This is a genomic window from Stenotrophomonas sp. YIM B06876 (assembly GCF_030711595.1).
Classification (GTDB): Bacteria; Pseudomonadota; Gammaproteobacteria; order Xanthomonadales; family Xanthomonadaceae; genus Stenotrophomonas.
Map to the genome: position 1 here is coordinate 16,936 of NZ_JAUJUJ010000033.1, position 15,026 is coordinate 31,961.

General features: G+C 67.4%; 14 protein-coding genes and 1 riboswitch. Of the genes, 11 read left to right on the top strand and 3 right to left on the bottom strand.

What is annotated here, in order from left to right:
• Positions 1-6: 6 nt before the first annotated feature.
• Positions 7-1,191 (top strand): nicotinate phosphoribosyltransferase, encoded by a 1,185-nt coding sequence (gene pncB / locus QZH66_RS12185; RefSeq protein ID WP_305806211.1) that lies wholly within the window; start codon positions 7-9, stop codon positions 1,189-1,191.
• A gap of 227 nt (positions 1,192-1,418) precedes the next feature.
• On the opposite strand, the gene QZH66_RS12190 is transcribed toward pncB, so the two are convergent.
• Together QZH66_RS12190 and ettA are read right to left on the bottom strand one after the other, a co-directional pair.
• On the bottom strand, positions 1,419-2,735 hold the full coding sequence (locus tag QZH66_RS12190; RefSeq protein ID WP_305806212.1) for an NCS2 family permease: 1,317 nt from the start codon (positions 2,733-2,735) through the stop codon (positions 1,419-1,421).
• 92 nt (positions 2,736-2,827) lie between these two features.
• Positions 2,828-4,492, bottom strand: coding sequence for an energy-dependent translational throttle protein EttA (gene ettA, locus QZH66_RS12195; protein ID WP_305806213.1), 1,665 nt, complete (start codon positions 4,490-4,492; stop codon positions 2,828-2,830).
• Between the two features lie 224 nt (positions 4,493-4,716).
• Here ettA and QZH66_RS12200 point away from each other — a divergent pair, with 224 nt between their 5' ends.
• The 10 genes from QZH66_RS12200 (at position 4,717) to thiL (ending at position 13,686) form a co-directional block, all read left to right on the top strand.
• Entirely contained in the window at positions 4,717-5,166 is a 450-nt protein-coding gene (locus QZH66_RS12200) for an RcnB family protein (RefSeq protein ID WP_305806214.1), read from the top strand.
• Positions 5,167-5,595: 429 nt separating this feature from the next.
• Positions 5,596-6,849: a serine hydroxymethyltransferase gene (gene glyA / locus QZH66_RS12205; RefSeq protein WP_305806215.1), complete on the top strand. Its 1,254-nt coding sequence runs from the start codon at positions 5,596-5,598 to the stop codon at positions 6,847-6,849.
• 319 nt (positions 6,850-7,168) lie between these two features.
• The gene (gene nrdR / locus QZH66_RS12210; RefSeq protein ID WP_305806216.1) at positions 7,169-7,693 is read left to right on the top strand and encodes a transcriptional regulator NrdR; all 525 of its coding nucleotides are present in this window, start codon (positions 7,169-7,171) and stop codon (positions 7,691-7,693) included.
• Positions 7,694-7,699: 6 nt separating this feature from the next.
• Positions 7,700-8,170, top strand: coding sequence for a GNAT family N-acetyltransferase (locus tag QZH66_RS12215; RefSeq protein ID WP_305806227.1), 471 nt, complete (start codon positions 7,700-7,702; stop codon positions 8,168-8,170).
• 34 nt (positions 8,171-8,204) lie between these two features.
• A complete protein-coding gene (ribD, locus tag QZH66_RS12220; RefSeq protein WP_305806217.1) occupies positions 8,205-9,299 on the top strand; it encodes a bifunctional diaminohydroxyphosphoribosylaminopyrimidine deaminase/5-amino-6-(5-phosphoribosylamino)uracil reductase RibD in 1,095 nt (364 codons plus the stop codon).
• A gap of 85 nt (positions 9,300-9,384) precedes the next feature.
• A riboswitch (FMN riboswitch) is annotated at positions 9,385-9,604 on the top strand.
• Between the two features lie 125 nt (positions 9,605-9,729).
• Entirely contained in the window at positions 9,730-10,362 is a 633-nt protein-coding gene (locus QZH66_RS12225; protein ID WP_305806218.1) for a riboflavin synthase, read from the top strand.
• Positions 10,359-11,462 carry a 3,4-dihydroxy-2-butanone-4-phosphate synthase gene (gene ribB / locus QZH66_RS12230; protein ID WP_305806219.1) on the top strand — a complete coding sequence of 368 codons (1,104 nt, stop codon included), beginning with the start codon at positions 10,359-10,361 and terminating at the stop codon, positions 11,460-11,462. The genes QZH66_RS12225 and ribB overlap by 4 nt, the downstream gene beginning before the upstream one ends.
• 58 nt (positions 11,463-11,520) lie before the next feature.
• Positions 11,521-11,988 carry a 6,7-dimethyl-8-ribityllumazine synthase gene (ribH, locus tag QZH66_RS12235; protein ID WP_305806220.1) on the top strand — a complete coding sequence of 156 codons (468 nt, stop codon included), beginning with the start codon at positions 11,521-11,523 and terminating at the stop codon, positions 11,986-11,988.
• Entirely contained in the window at positions 11,985-12,464 is a 480-nt protein-coding gene (gene nusB, locus QZH66_RS12240; RefSeq protein WP_305806221.1) for a transcription antitermination factor NusB, read from the top strand. Before ribH ends, nusB begins: the two co-directional genes overlap by 4 nt.
• A gap of 241 nt (positions 12,465-12,705) precedes the next feature.
• Positions 12,706-13,686 (top strand): thiamine-phosphate kinase, encoded by a 981-nt coding sequence (gene thiL, locus QZH66_RS12245; protein WP_305806222.1) that lies wholly within the window; start codon positions 12,706-12,708, stop codon positions 13,684-13,686.
• Between the two features lie 131 nt (positions 13,687-13,817).
• Here thiL and QZH66_RS12250 read toward each other — a convergent pair.
• Positions 13,818-15,026 (bottom strand): FAD-linked oxidase C-terminal domain-containing protein (locus tag QZH66_RS12250; protein WP_305806223.1); only part of this gene is annotated, 1,209 nt, incomplete at its 5' end.

Consider the following 15,026-nt stretch of genomic DNA (forward strand, 5'->3'; position numbering starts at 1 on the left):
CCCCGCATGATCATCGAATCCCTGCTCGACACCGACCTGTACAAATTCACCATGATGCAGGCGGTACTGCATCAGCATCCGGCTGCACAGGTGCAATACCGCTTCAAGTGCCGCACCCCGGGTATCGACCTGGCGCGCTATCTGGACCAGATCGAGGCCGAGATCGATCATCTGTGCAGCCTGCACTTCACTGCCCAGGAACTGGACTACCTGCGCGGCCTGCGCTTCGTCAAGCCGGATTTTGCCGATTTCCTCGGGCTGTTCCATCTGGACCGCAAGTACCTGCAGCTGCGTCCGTCGGCCACCGTGCCCGGCGAGATCGAGCTGGAGATCACCGGACCGTGGCTGCATACGATCCTGTTCGAGGTGCCGTTGCTGGCGATCATCAACGAAGTCTGGTTCCGCAATGCCGGTGAGCCGGATTTCGCCGAAGGTGAGCGCCGTTTGCAGGCCAAGACCGCGTTGCTGCGCGATACGCCCGGATTCGAGCGGTGCCGCATCGCCGACTATGGCAGCCGTCGCCGCTATTCGCGGCAGTGGCATGCGCGCATGCTGCCGCTGCTGCGCGACGCGCTGGGGCCGCAGTTCGTCGGCACCAGCAACGTGCATTTCGCCCGGCTTTACGGCATGACCCCGCACGGCACCATGGCCCACGAATACCTGCAGGCGTTCCAGGCGTTGGGGCCGCGCTTGCGCGACTCGCAGGTGGCGGCGCTGGAATCGTGGGCGCGCGAATACCGGGGCGACCTGGGCATCGCGCTGTCCGACGTGGTCGGGCTGGAGGCGTTCCTGCGCGACTTCGACATGTACTTCTGCAAGCTGTTTGATGGCGTGCGCCACGACTCCGGCGATCCCTTCAGCTGGGGCGATCGCATGCTGGCGCACTTCAACGCCAATCGCGTCGACCCGGTGAGCAAGGTGCTGGTGTTCAGCGACGGCCTCAACATCGAAAAGGTCATGCAGCTGTTCGACTACTTCCGTGGCCGCTGTCAGGTCGCGTTCGGAGTGGGTACCCATCTGACCAACGATCTGGGGCCCACCCCGTTGAATATCGTGATCAAGATGGTCCGCTGCAACGGCCAGCCCGTGGCCAAGCTCAGCGACTCGCCGGGCAAGAGCATGTGCGACGACCCCGGCTACCTGGCTTATCTGCGGCAGGTGTTCGCGGTGCCGCTGCCGCACGGGGAGTAGGCCCGCCGTTCCGCCTGTCCGCTCACTTCAACGCTGCCGGCCCGGTCGTCACCGGCTGGATCAATGCCCCGCGTCCACGCTGCCGCTGCTGCCGATCGGGGCATCGGTGCAAAAGCGGGTATTCCGCCGCTACAGCAGGCTGGATTACCGCGGATGGCTGGTAATTGTGGTGCAGGCTTTCATCTGCTGGAGGGTGACCGATTCGCGCTGGGCCGGCGCCCGTGGATTCACTCCACCGCGAAGCGAAGCACGAACAGCCCGGCCACCAGCCACACCGCCGGGTGCGCCTCGCGCCAGCGGCCGGTGCCCAGCTTCAGCGCGGCGTAGGCGATAAAGCCGAACGCCAGGCCATTGGCGATGGAGTAGGTGAACGGCATCGCCAGCGCGCACAGCGCGGCGGGGACGGCTTCGGTCAGGTCGTCCCAGACCACGTCCACCAGTTCGCGCAGCATCAGCCCGGCCACGAACAGCAGCGCCGGCGCGGTGGCGTAGCCGGGCACCATGGCCGCCAGCGGCGAGAACAGCAGCGCGGCCAGGAACAGGGCGGCCACCACCAGCGCGGTCAAGCCGGTGCGACCTCCCGCCTGCACCCCGGAGGCGCTTTCGGCGAAGGCGGTGGTGCTGCTGGTGCCGAGCAGCGAGCCGGCGATGATCGCGCTGCTGTCGGCCAGCAACGCGCGGCCGAAACGTCTGCCGGCGCCGGGCAGCTTGAGCAGCCCGGCGCGTCCGGCCACGCCGTACAGCGTGCCGGTGGCATCGAACACTTCCACCAGCACGAACACCAGTACCACCTGCAGCAACACCGCCACGGGCGCGCCGCCGTCGTGGTGCAGCAGCCCGGGCAGGTCCAGTTGCAGGAAGGTGGGGGCGAGGCTGGGCGGCAGCGAGACCAGCCCCTGGTATTTCACGTCGCCGATCAGCCATCCGGCCGCGGTGACCGCGAGGATGCCGATCAGGATCGCGCCCCGTACCTTGCGCGCTTCCAGCACCGCGATCAGCAGAAAGCCGCCCAACGCCAGCAGCGGCGGTGGCGTGTTCAACGCGCCCAGGGTGACCAGCGTGTCCGGGTTGGCGATGATCACCCCGGACTTCTGCAACGCGATGATGGCCAGGAACAGGCCGATGCCGGCCACGATGGCGGCGCGCAACGAGGCCGGAATGCCGGCCACCAGCCAGGCGCGGGCGCCCACCAGCGACAGCGCCAGGAACACCAGCCCGGAAATGAATACCGCCGCCAGCGCCTGCTGCCAGGGCAGGCCGCTGGCGCCGACCACGGTGAAGGCGAAGAACGCGTTCAGGCCCATGCCCGGGGCCATGCCAACCGGGAAGTTCGCCGCCAGCGCCATCACCGTCGTCCCGATCGCCGCGGCCAGACAGGTGGCGACGAACACGGCGCCCGGATCCATGCCGGTGGTACCGAGGATCTCGGGATTGACAAAGACGATGTAGGACATCGTCAGGAAGGTGGTCAAACCGGCCAGCAGCTCGGTGCGCACGTTGCTGCCGTGCTGCTGCAGCTGGAACAGGCGTTCGGGGAGGGACATGGTGGAATCTCGTGACGATGCGGCGTCACGACCAGCGGTCGTGACCTACCCAAATGCAAACGGCCGCGCAGAGCGCGGCCGTTTTTCCTTTCTTATTTCAGCGCCTTGAAGCGCAGGCGCTTCGGCGCGGCGTCGTCGCCCATGCGGCGGCGCTTGTCTTCTTCGTACTCGCGGTAGTTGCCCTGGAAGAACTCCACGTGCGAATCGCCCTCGAACGCCAGGATGTGGGTCGCGATGCGATCCAGGAACCAGCGGTCATGCGAAATCACGAAGGTGTTGCCCGGGAACTCCAGCAGCGCGTCTTCCAGCGCACGCAGGGTTTCGATGTCCAGGTCGTTGGACGGTTCGTCGAGCAGCAGCACGTTGCCACCCTGCAGCAGGGTCTTGGCCATGTGCAGGCGGCCGCGCTCACCACCGGACAGCGAGCCGACCAGTTTCTGCTGGTCCTGGCCCTTGAAGTTGAAGCGGCCGATGTAGGCGCGCGACTGGATCTCGATGCCGTTGATGTTGAGGATGTCCAGCCCGCCGGCGATTTCCTGGAACACGTTGTGGTTGCCTTCCAGCGCGTCGCGGCTCTGGTCCACATAGGACAGCTTGACGGTCGGGCCGACCACGATCTCGCCGGTATCGGGCTTTTCCTGGCCGGTGATCATCTTGAACAGGGTCGACTTGCCGGCGCCGTTCGGGCCGATGATGCCGACGATGGCGCCGGCCGGCACCAGGAAGTTCAGGTTGTCGAACAGCAGGCGGTCGCCGAACTTCTTGGAGACGTTCTTGAACTCCATCACCGCGTTGCCCAGGCGCTCGCCCGGCGGGATGAAGATCTCATTGGTCTCGTTGCGCTTCTGGTAATCGACCGACTGCAGTTCTTCCAGCCGCGCCAGACGCGCCTTGCCCTTGGTACGGCCGCCCTTGGCGTTCTGCCGTGACCATTCCAGTTCCTTCTGGATCGCCTTCTGGCGGGACTTTTCCTGGTTGTCTTCCTGCCTCAGGCGTTCGTCCTTCTGCGTCAGCCATTCGGTGTAGTTGCCCTTCCACGGAATGCCACGGCCGCGGTCCAGTTCCAGGATCCACTCGGCGGCGTTGTCCAGGAAGTAGCGGTCATGGGTGACCGCCACCACGGTGCCGGTGTAACGCGCCAGGAACTGCTCCAGCCATTCCACGGACTCGGCGTCCAGGTGGTTGGTCGGTTCATCGAGCAGCAGCATGTCCGGCTTCTGCAGCAGCAGGCGGCACAGCGCCACCCGGCGCTTCTCACCGCCGGACAGGGTGCCGACGATGGCCTCCCACGGCGGCAGGCGCAGCGCATCGGCGGCCACGTCCAGCTGGTTTTCCAGGGTGTGTGCGTCACCGGCGGCCAGAATGGCCTCCAGACGTTCCTGTTCCTTGGCCAGCTTGTCGAAGTCGGCGCCTTCCTCGGCATAGGCCAGGTACACCGCATCGAGCTGGGCCTGGGCCTGCAGCACTTCGCCGACGCCTTCCTCGACCGATTCACGCACGGTCTTGGTCGGGTCCAGCTCCGGTTCCTGGGCCAGGTAGCCGACCTTGATCCCGGCCTGCGGACGGGCTTCGCCCTCGAAGTCGGTATCCACGCCGGCCATGATCTTCAATACCGTCGACTTGCCGGAGCCGTTCAGGCCGAGCAGGCCGATCTTGGCGCCGGGGAAGAACGACAGCGAGATGTCCTTGATGATCTGCCGCTTGGGCGGGACCACCTTGCTGACGCGGTTCATGGTGTAGATGTATTGCGAGGACATAAGTCTCCGTAGCGCACGCCCGCCCCGGTCCACAGGAGGACGGGGCCAAAAGGCAAAAAGGATTGCGCGATTATAGCCGCAAGCCGGCTGTGACCGGATTCGCGCTATGCGGCGGCTGGCTTGCTGGTTTATGAATACTGACCGCTGAAACCGCTTCCAGCCGGAGACTGTTCAGATGATGTGAGCATGATGGGAAGCGTCACCCACCCTTGCGAGGTCCACCCATGAAAATGAAACGTCTGGCCGTTATTGCGATGACCTCGCTGTTGGCCGTCTGTTTTACCGCCCCGGCCTTTGCCGCCGGCGACCGCGACCATGACCGCGGCCGTCACGGCTGGGACGACCGTGGCCACGGCAAGCATGATCGCGACCGCGGCCGCCGTGATGATCGCCATTACAATTCCGGCTACCGCGAAGGCTATCGCGACGCCCGTTACAACGATCGACGCTACTACGCCCCGCCGCCGCGCGTGGTCTACCGTCCTTACGGGTTCCAGCGCGGTCACCGCTACAGCAACTACTACCGCGGCCCGGTCTACGTGGTCAACGACTACGGCCGCTACAACATGCGCCGTCCGCCGCGCGGCTACCACTGGATCCGCGACGACCGCGGCAACATGCTGATGGTGGCCATCGCCACCGGCATCATTGCCGATCTGGTCCTGCATCATTGACCACTGCGGTGGTTGGCCTGGATAAGGAAAAGCGCATCTGCCGATGCGCTTTTCCGTTTCCGGCCCCAGGAAAATGAAGGCCGCTCCACTTGCCTGGCAGGGCGGCTCCGATCCCTTCGATGGCCGCAGGGCCGGTTGTTCTTCTTGTCCTTGTTCCACCGGCTTCCGGCGCATGGAGACGCGGCCGCGGCCCGGGTCTCCGGCCAGAGGCGGGGCCCTCCCATTCCGATCCCGCATTGGCCGCGCCCTGCCGGCCGACAGCCCTTGCCGTCCGGTGCTCATGCCGCTGGAAAGTACCGGCCTGTCAGGGTATGGCCAGCTGCCGGGCCCGGCGGGAACAGGCAGCCGCGAGCTGTTTTGCGGGCAGGTCCGGCGTGCGAAGGAAGCGCTACAATCGGCAGCTCCCTCGCCCCCGTACCAGGAGCTGTGATGTTCGCGCGTGATGCCCGTATCGAGTCCTACGACCCTGAATTGGCCAAGGCCATTGCCGCCGAGTGCCAGCGCCAGGAAGACCATGTCGAGCTGATCGCCAGCGAGAACTACGCCAGCCCGATGGTGATGGAAGCGCAGGGCAGCCAGCTGACCAACAAGTACGCCGAAGGCTATCCGGGCAAGCGCTACTACGGTGGCTGCGAATATGTCGACATCGCTGAAAGGCTGGCGATCGAGCGCCTGAAGCAGCTGTTCGGCGCCGATTACGCCAACGTGCAGCCGCACAGCGGTTCGCAGGCCAACCAGGCGGTGTACTTCGCGCTGCTGCAGCCGGGCGACACCATCCTGGGCATGAGTCTGGCCCACGGCGGCCATCTGACCCACGGCGCCAAGGTCAATGCCTCCGGCAAGCTGTTCAATGCCATCCAGTACGGCGTCAACGAGCAGGGCCTGATCGATTACGACGAAGTCGAGCGTCTGGCCCTGGAGCACAAGCCGAAGATGGTGGTGGCCGGTTTCTCCGCCTATTCGCAGATCGTCGACTGGGCCCGCTTCCGCGCCATCGCCGACAAGGTCGGTGCCTACCTGTTCGTGGACATGGCGCACGTCGCCGGTCTGGTCGCCGCCGGTGTGTACCCGAGCCCGATCGAACATGCCCACGTGGTCACCTCGACCACCCACAAGACCCTGCGCGGTCCGCGTGGCGGCATCATCATCGCCAAGGGCGCGGGTGAGGAGATCGAGAAGAAGCTGCAGTCGATCGTGTTCCCGGGCATCCAGGGCGGCCCGTTGATGCACGTCATCGCCGCCAAGGCGGTGGCGTTCAAGGAAGCGCTGGAGCCGGAGTTCAAGAGCTACCAGCAGCAGGTGGTGAAGAACGCCCAGGCCATGGCCAACACCCTGATCGCGCGTGGCTACAGGATCGTTTCCGGCGGCACGCAGAACCACCTGATGCTGGTCGACATGATCGGCAAGGACGTGTCCGGCAAGGACGCGGAAGCCGCATTGGGCCGTGCCCACATCACCGTCAACAAGAACTCGGTGCCCAACGACCCGCGTTCGCCGTTCGTGACCTCGGGCCTGCGCCTGGGCACCCCGGCGGTGACCACGCGCGGTTATGTGGAACAGGATTGCGTGGAACTGGCCAACTGGATTGCCGACGTGCTCGACGCGCCGGCCGACGAGGCGGTGATCGCCCGCGTGCGCGAGGCGGTCAGCGCGCAGTGCAGGAAGTACCCGGTCTACGGCTGACGGGGAGGGCCGGTGCGCGGCGGCACCGTCGGTCGTGCCGGTCGGGTCGCCGGGGGCTGCCCCCGGCGAGCATGGGCGGCGTACTGGCGCTGCCCGATGCGGACTCCGGTTACTGTTCGTTGCGTGGAGAAATAGCGGGACCAGTGACGCGGTTTTCCGCTCCCTGGGGCGCGCGGGTACTGTCCGGGCTGGCGATGCTGTGTCGGGGCCGGGCCGCTGAGCCTTGCCCCGGCGCGGTACCTGTTGTATTTGCGTATCACTGCCATCGCGACGCCGGACCCCTCCAGGCTGGCGAAGCCTGACGTCCAAGGTTGTTCAAATGCATTGCCCCTTCTGCCAGCACACCGATACCCGCGTGATCGATTCCCGCGTTTCCGAAGATGGCGCCACCATCCGCCGCCGGCGTGGCTGCGAGGCCTGTGGCGAGCGTTTCAGTACGCTGGAAACCATCGAGCTCAAGCTGCCGGTCATCGTCAAAAGCGATGGTGGGCGCGAGGCCTTCGACGCGCGCAAGCTGCGTACCGGTTTTGATCGCGCGCTGCGCAAGCGCCCGGTGGGCGAGGAGCAGATCGAGGCGGCGGTGCGGGCGGTGGTGCACCAGCTGCGGATGTGCAGCGAGCGCGAAGTGCCGTCGATCCGGGTCGGCGAATTCGTGATGAACGAGTTGCGCAAGCTGGACCATGTGGCCTACGTGCGCTTTGCCTCGGTGTACCGCAGCTTCGAGGACGTGGCCGACTTCCGCGACGAAATCGAGAAGCTGGAGCGCGATCTGCCGCCCGGCGAGGAACAGCTGCCGCTGCTGGAGGCCGCGGCCGGTCCCCGCGACAAGGCCAAGCCGCGCTGAACCATGCTGCGCATCACCTGCCTGTGTGACCGGCCACAGCGCATTGCCGAGGTGGCTGCGGCGCACGTCGCCGCATTCGGACAGCTGCTGCCGGAGTGGACGCAGGTGCAGGCCGAACAGGAACTACGGCAGCACCAGTGCGATGCAATCCCCGTCACCTGGTTGGCCGAGGACGCCGATGGCTGGCTGGGATCGATCAGCCTGCTGCATGAGGATCATGCGGACGTTCCGTCGTATTCGCCGTGGCTGGCTTCGCTGTACGTGCAGCCATCGGCGCGCGGTCGCGGTATCGCACGGGCCCTGGTCAACCATTGCGTGGCCGAAGCCGCGCGGCGGGGCATAGCGCGGCTGTATCTTTACTGCGACGCGCCGATGCTGGCGTTCTACCAGCGCCAGGGCTGGCAAGTGGAAGCGCGGTTGCCGCTGGGCCCGCTATGGATTGTCATTCTGTTTATCCAGCCGCCGAAGGCCGGCTGATTCCCTCATGTTTGCGTGGAGCCGGACTGTTCCGATGAGCGATTTCACTGCCACCGATCATCTGCTGATGGCGCGTGCCTTGCGCCTGGCCGAACGCGGCGCCTGGACCACCCGCCCCAACCCGATGGTGGGTTGCGTGATCGCCCACGGGGACGAGGTGGTGGGCGAAGGCTTCCACCAGCGGGCTGGCGGGCCCCATGCGGAGGTGTTCGCCTTGCGTCAGGCCGGCGCGCGGGCGCGTGGCGCGACCGCGTACGTCACCCTGGAACCCTGCGCCCACTACGGGCGCACGCCGCCGTGCGCGCTGGCGTTGATCGAGGCCGGGGTAGCGCGGGTGGTGGCGGCGATGGCCGATCCGTTTCCCGATGTCGATGGCGGCGGCTTCGCGCTGCTGCGCCAGGCTGGTATCACCGTCGAGGTGGGTCTGATGGCTGGACAGGCGCGTGCGCTGAACCGTGGCTTCCTGTCGCGGATCGAGCGCGGCCGGCCGTGGCTGCGGGTGAAGCTGGCGGGCAGTCTGGACGGGCGCACCGCAATGGCCAATGGTGAATCCAAATGGATCACCGGCGAGGCCGCACGCCTCGATGTGCAGCGCTGGCGGGCGCGGGCCGGGGCGATCCTGACCGGTGCCGGCACCGTGCTGGCCGACGACCCGGCGCTGACGGTGCGCCTGGCCGAGGGCGGCGAATTCATACCGCCGCTGCGCGTGGTGCTGGATGCACAGCTGCGCACGCTCGATTGCCGGCAGGTGCGCGAAGGCGCGGCGCCCACGCTGTACCTGCATTCGGATCAGGCGCCTTCCCCTGGACGCAAGGATGCCGAATTTTCCGGCCTGCCCCTGCGCGATGGGCGCTTCGATCTGCACCAGGTGCTGCAGCTGCTGGGCGGCCGCGGCATCAACGAGGTCCATGTCGAGGCCGGCGCCACCCTGTGCGGGGCGTTGCTGGCCGCCGGGCTGGTGGACGAGCTGCTGCTGTACATCGCCCCGCTGCTGCTGGGCGAGGGCGCGCGGCCGCTGCTGGCGGGGTTGGGGATCGCGTCGATGGCGCAGAAGGTGGAGCTGCAGATGGCCGATATGCGCATGGTCGGCCAGGACCTGCGGCTGTTGCTGCACCCGCTATCGGGCTGAATCAGCCACGCTGCTGCAACGCTCTGTCCCCGGTCGCCCGGGTCGGGGCTGATACAATGCGCGGGCCGGTTCGCCGGCAAACCACGAACGTCTTCAGGGCGGGGTGTGATTCCCCACCGGCGGTAGGTGCAGTTTTCCACGGAATACCTGCACGAGCCCGCGAGCGCTTCGGTACCGGGCAAGAACCCCGCCTGCGGGTGGCGGCTCTCCGGTGCGAAGGTCAGCAGATCCGGTCCAATACCGGAGCCGACGGTTGGAGGCGCCATCATTGGCCCTTCCTAGAGTCCGGATGAAAGAAGACGGCCCGCGGGCAGCTTCCGGCTGCGTGTGGGCCCATGCCTTGTGGCGTTTTTCGCTCACCACTGCGGGAAACGTTCATGTATTCAAACCTGCTGCATCCCCGCTGGCTCCGTCATCCGGAGGCCAGCTGATGTTCACCGGCATCATCGAAGGCGTCGGCCGGCTGGCCGCACGCGAAGCCATCGGCGGCGATGTCCGCTTCACTTTCCAGGGGGGCAGCCTGCCCTTTGACGATGTGCGCATGGGCGAGAGCATCGCGGTCAATGGCGTGTGCCTGACGGTGGTCGCATTTGACGGCCACAGCTTCCAGGCCGATGCCTCGACCGAGACGCTGGGCCTGACCACGCTCGGCCAGCTGGGCGAAGGCGCCACCATCAATCTCGAACGCGCGATGCGCCCGACCGATCGTCTCGGCGGACATCTGGTCAGCGGCCATGTCGACGGGATTGGCCGGGTGCTGGCGATCCACGGGGATGCACGCGCGCTGCGCTGGCGTTTTTCGGCGCCCGCACCGCTGCTCAAGTACATCGCCAGGAAGGGTTCGATCTGTGTGGATGGCGTCAGCCTGACCGTCAACGAGGTCGATGACGAAGGCTTCGAGGTCGCGCTGATTCCGCACACCGTCGCCCATACCGCCTTTTCCGCCACTGCCGTCGGCAGCGCCGTGAACCTGGAAATCGATCTGGTGGCGCGCTATGTGGAAAAGCTGATCGGAATGCCGGCCAACGGCCGGCATCTACAAGGCCAAGGAGCCACCCCATGAACTTCGCCCCTGTCCCCGAACTGCTGGAAGAGATCCGCGCCGGCCGCATGGTCGTGATCGTCGATGACGAGGACCGCGAGAACGAAGGCGACCTGATCATGGCCGCTGAACTGGTAAAGCCGACCGACATCAACTTCATGGTCACCCACGCCCGCGGCCTGGTGTGCCTGTCGCTGACCCGCGAGCGCTGTGGCCAGCTCGGGCTGGCGCCGATGGTGCAGAAGAACACCGCCCAGTTCCATACCAACTTCACCGTCAGCATCGAAGCGGCCGAAGGCGTCACCACCGGCATTTCCGCCTACGACCGCGCCCATACCGTGCGTACCGCGGTCAAACCCGATGCCAGGCCCAGCGACCTGAGCCAGCCGGGCCACATCTTTCCGCTGATCGCCCAGCCCGGCGGCGTGTTGACCCGCGCCGGGCATACCGAAGCGGCCGGCGACCTGCCGATGCTGGCCGGGCTGGAACCGGCCGGGGTGCTGGTGGAAGTGCTCAATCCCGACGGGTCGATGGCGCGGCGTCCGCAGCTGGAGGTGTTCGCGCGCGAGCACGGGCTGAAGATGGGCTCGATCGCCGACCTGATCGCCTACCGGCTGGCGACCGAACACACGGTCGAGCGTGTGGACGAGCGCGAGATCGCCACCGAGTTCGGCCTGTTCAAGCTGGTCACCTACCGCGACCGCATCGCCCACGAACTGCACTTCGCGCTGGTGCGCGGCACCCCCGACAAGGACACCCCGACCCTGGTGCGGGTGCAGGTGGAGAACCCGCTGGCCGACCTGCTGCACTGGCGCCGTGACGATTTCGGCGTGGCCGCCACCGATGCGCTGCGGGCGATTGCCGCCGAGGGGCGCGGGGTGATGGTGGTGCTGTCGGCGCCGCGCGACAGCGCCTCGCTGCTGGCCCGGGTGCGGGCGCAGCCGGAGGTGGCCACTTCCAGCAAGGACGTCGGGCAGTGGCGCCGCAATGGTGCCGGCGCGCAGATCCTGGCCGACCTCGGCCTGGGCAAGCTGCGCGTGCTCGGTACCCCGCGCCGGCAGATCGGCTTGGCCGGTTATGGCCTGGAAATCGTCGAAACGGTGGTTCCCGCCGGTCCGTGAGGGCCGGTGACCGCTGCCGACACGTTAAACTGACCCACCTTTTGGACCCCCACTGCGCATGAGCCATTACGAAGGCGATCTTCGCCCCGCCGCTTCCGCCCGTTTCGCCGTCATCGCCAGCCGCTGGAATGCCCGCATCACCGATGTGCTGGTGGCCGGTGCGCGGCAGAGCCTGGCCGGCAACGGTATTTCCGAAGACGCCATCGATGTGGTGCGGGTGCCGGGCGCATGGGAGCTGCCGCTGGTGGCCGCGCGCCTTGGCGCCGGGGGCCGGCATGCGGCGATCATCGCCCTGGGCTGCGTGATCCGCGGCGACACCCGTCATTACGAACACGTGGCCGACCAGTGCGCCGAGGGCCTGATGCGTGCGCAGCTGGACTTCGGCGTGCCGGTGCTCAACGGCGTGCTGGCGGTGGAGCGGGTGGAAGACGCCGAAGCCCGCGCCGGTGGCAGCCATGGCAACAAGGGTGAGGAAGCCGCATTGACGGCATTGGAAATGGTCAATCTTCTGGAGCAGCTGCCATGAACAACAGGAACCACGGCAAGCCTGCGGGAAAGCCGGTCCGCCGCGATGGCATCGACCCGGTGCTGCGTTCGCGCGCACGCCGCCGTGCGTTGCAGGCGATCTATGCGTGGCAGATATCGGGCGGCAACGCCGAATCGCTGATTGCGCAGTTCGCCCATGAGCAGGCGCATGAAATCGCCGACCTGGGCTATTTCGAGAGCCTGCTGCGCGGCGTGCTCGAGCACCGTACCGAGCTGGATGCGGCGCTGACGCCGTACCTGGACCGCACCGTGGAAGAGGTCGATGCGATCGAGCGCGCGGTACTGCGCGTGGCCGCCTATGAGCTGCATTACCGTCAGGACGTGCCGTACCGGGTGGTGATCAACGAAGCGATCGAGACCGCCAAGCGCTTCGGCTCCGAGCACGGCCACACCTATGTCAACGGTGTGCTCGACCGGGCCGCGGTGCAGTGGCGCAAGGTCGAATCGGGCAGCTGAGGGGCCGCGCGGGTGCCCGTGCGCGGTGCGCTGCAACCGCCGGGCGTCGGCTTGTCCGTCCCCACCTTTTTCCAGCTTCGCCGCGTCCCATTGACTCAAGGAGCGCTTTCCTCCGTTCGCCACAGGGGTATCCACGGCGGCGGGCACGCCCCTGCCGCAGCGGGCGTCAGCCGGCGGTGACAGGCTTCGGCCAGCGGCCGATCGTTGCTGGAAACAAGCGCTCCCATGCAGGAACCGCCCGATGAGTCTTGACGAATTTTCCCTGATCGAGCGCATCCGCGCGCGTACCGTGGCCCGCGCCGATATCGTGCTGGGTATCGGTGATGACGCCGCGCTGCTGCAGATGCCGCCGGGCCAGCAGCTGGTGGTGACCGCCGACACGCTCAACGCCGGGGTGCATTTTCCGGTGCAGACCCTGCCGGCCGATATCGGCTGGAAGGCACTGGCGGTGAATCTGTCCGATCTGGCCGCCATGGGCGCTCGTCCGGCGTGGTGCACGCTGGCGCTGTCTCTGCCGGCGGCCGAGCCGCACTGGATCGACGCGTTCGCCGAGGGCTTCTTCGCGCTGGCCGATGCCCATGGCATGGCGCTGGTCGGCGGCGATACCACGCGCGGGCCGCTGTCGATTTCGATCACCGCGATGGGCTGGGTGCCGCAAGGCGGTGCCCTGCGCCGCGATGGCGCCCGCGTGGGCGACGATATCTGGGTGACCGGCATACCGGGCGAGGCGGCGGCCGCGCTGGCGTTGTGGCAGGCCGGGAAGCTGGATGTCGCCGCCGTGGCGGCGGCACCGGAGCGGGAACTGCTGCGGCAGCGTCTGTTGCGTCCCGTCCCGCGGCTGCCGGCCAGCCAGCGTTTGCACGGGATTGCCCGCAGCTGTGTGGATGTGTCCGATGGCCTGCTCGCCGATCTGGGACATATCTGTACCCGCAGCGGGGTGGGGGCGGAGGTGTGGCTGGAGCGGCTGCCGCGGTCGCCGGCACTGGCCGCGCTGGCGGATGCGGAGCAGCGGCGGCAGTGGCAACTGGCTGGCGGCGACGATTACGAGCTGTGTTTCACCGCGCCGCCGCAGTTGCGTGAACAGGTGGCGCTGGCGATGGAGTTCGCGGCGACCCCGGCAAGCCGGATCGGCCGCATTACCGCCACCTTGCAGGTGCTTGCACTGGACGCTTCCGGCGTGCCCTGGCAGCCCCCCCGTGCCGGCTACAACCACTTCGCCTGATCCCGGGCGCGCGGGCGCTGCGCCGCTGCGTGTTCAGCGCAGCGGCAAGGCGGAGTGATGGCAAGAACCTCTCGCCCGCGCATCTCCTGCGCGCGATCACGGCCAGGGCAGGTGTCGCCCCACGGCGGCAATCACGTCGCTCGAACGCCGGTGACGGGCATGACCCCGCAAGGCGGCAACACCTTGCCCGGGTTGAGGATGCCGTCCGGATCCAGCGCATGCTTGATCGCGCGCATCGCCGCCAGGGTGGCCGGCGAAAATGCCTGCGTCATGAAATCGCGCTTGGCCAGACCGATGCCGTGTTCGCCGGACAGGGTGCCGCCCAGCGCCAGCGCCAGCGCGAACACCCGCGGCAGCGCGGCGTGGGCGCGGGCGTTCTCGCCGGCGTCGTCGGGGTGGTAAAGGATGTTGACGTGCAGGTTGCCGTTGCCGGCATGGCCGAAGGTGACGATGGGCAGCGCGAATTCGGCCGACAGCGCCTGCACGCCGGCCACCAGATCGGGAATGCGTGACACCGGCACCACCACGTCCTCGTTGATCTTGCCCGGCGCGATGCTCTTCAGTGCCGGCGACAAGGCCCGGCGCGCGGCCCACAGTTTTTCGCGCGCGCTGCCATCGACGGCCACGTCCAGCGCCAGCAGGCCGTCGCCCTCGGCGGCGCTGGCCAATGCCTGCAGCACGTAGGGCAGGGTATCGTCGTCGCCATCGGCTTCGATCAGCAGCATCGCGCCGGCCTCGGGCACCTGCGCACCATTGCGCCGCAACAGCTGCAGGCTGCGCGCATCCATGAATTCGAGCATGGTCGGCGTCACCGGCTGCGCCATCACCCGCGATACCGCAGCCGCGGCGGCCTGGGCATCGCGGTACAGCACCCGCAGTCCGGCCTGCGCGCGGGGGCGTGGGGCGAGCTTGAGCGTGGCTTCGACGATCAGCGCCAGGGTGCCTTCGCTGCCGACAATCAGATGGGTCAGGTCGTAACCGGTGGCGTCCTTGGTATAGGCGCCGCCGCATTCGATCAGCTCGCCGCTGCCGGTGACGGCGACGATACCCAGCACGTTGTCGCGACTGCTGCCGTACTTCACCGCGCGCGGGCCGCCGGCATTGCAGGCGAGGTTGCCGCCGATGCTGCAGATTTCCGCGCTGGAGGGATCAGGGGGCCAGAACAGGCCGTGTGCGCTGAGCGCCTGCTGCAGGTCGCCGTTCAACACGCCCGGCTCCACCACCGCGCAGCGGTTGCCGGGCTGGATCGAGACGATGCGGTTCATGCGGGCAAACGACAGCACGATGCCGCCGGCGGTCGGGACCGCGGCGCCGGTGGTGCCGGTGCCGGCGCCGCGGGC